The following is a 1,053-nucleotide window of genomic DNA, read 5'->3' as shown; positions in this document are numbered from 1 at the left end:
TATCCACATACAAGTGAAAATGGAAAGAAAAAAGCCGTAGATATAGATCAGTATCCAGCTACTAAACAATATTTAGAAGTGTACAAAGAGCAATTAAGTAGTAGGGAATATCTGATAAAAGCGGGTAGAAATTGGTATGAATTGTGGGTTCCACAAAATCCAAGTCTGTGGTGTAAGCCAAAGATTGTTTTTCCAGATATCTCTGAAAAACCAAAATTTTGGATAGATCTAGAAGGCAATATAGTTAATGGTGAATGCTATTGGATTACACCAGACGATAGTAAAGATAATGAATTATTATGGTTATGTTTAGCAGTTGCTAACTCTAGGTTTATTGAGCAGTTTTATGACTATAAATTTAACAATAAGCTATATTCAGGAAAAAGAAGGTTCATGAAGCAATATGTTGAAGAATTTCCTATTCCTGATCCTGAATTACAGAACTCTCAAGAATTAATTAAGTTATCAAAGATGATTTATAACTTGTTAGATCAGAAAGAAAGTTCAAAGCTTAAAGACAAGCTAGATGAACTTGTCTTTAAAGCGTTTGCTGTTAATTAAAAAAGTTTGCTGGGAGTGGTAATTGGATTTTCCCATTTACTACTTTACCTTGAAACTGAGTAAATCTGTTGAAGAAGCTCTCGCCAGTAGTAACAACTAGATGAGTCAGTGTAACTAGACTCCCATTAGTCGTTCCGTAAAACACCGCATATCTAGTATCACAATGACGCACTAAAGTTGAATCTACTGGGAAGCCTAAATTATCCAAACTGTCAGGACAAACTAGCCCTAAATCGATAGTTGGAGAAGTCTGAAGCTTGACTTCCAATAACTGATTTTTAATATCGGGGAATTTCCCATCATCAGCGTAGCTAGAATATCCTAAAGCTTCGCAAACTAATTTATGTAATCCAGCCCCACGATTACGTTCCTGTACTATGCCTGGATCACTAAAAGTTAAGCCAATGAGTGGAGAGAGCCTAGTGAATACTTCTTTAATAGAAAGTAATTCTTTAGATGATGGAAAACCTATTGGAGATTGAGTTGGTTTAT

2 protein-coding genes are annotated in these 1,053 nt (G+C 34.7%); one reads left to right on the top strand and one right to left on the bottom strand.

What is annotated here, in order from left to right; all coding sequences use genetic code 11:
* Positions 1–561, top strand: a 561-nt coding sequence (locus FTV43_RS15815; protein ID WP_257224140.1) for a TaqI-like C-terminal specificity domain-containing protein, incomplete at its 5' end; no start/stop codon positions are given.
* Here the strand turns inward: FTV43_RS15815 and FTV43_RS15810 are convergent.
* Positions 554–1,053 (bottom strand): hypothetical protein (locus FTV43_RS15810; RefSeq protein WP_257224139.1); only part of this gene is annotated, 500 nt, incomplete at its 5' end. The genes FTV43_RS15815 and FTV43_RS15810 overlap by 8 nt on opposite strands.

It is taken from the genome of Acinetobacter sp. YH16053 (assembly GCF_013417035.1).
Taxonomy (GTDB): domain Bacteria; phylum Pseudomonadota; class Gammaproteobacteria; order Pseudomonadales; family Moraxellaceae; genus Acinetobacter; species Acinetobacter towneri.
This window is presented reverse-complemented; position numbering and strand designations above follow the sequence as displayed.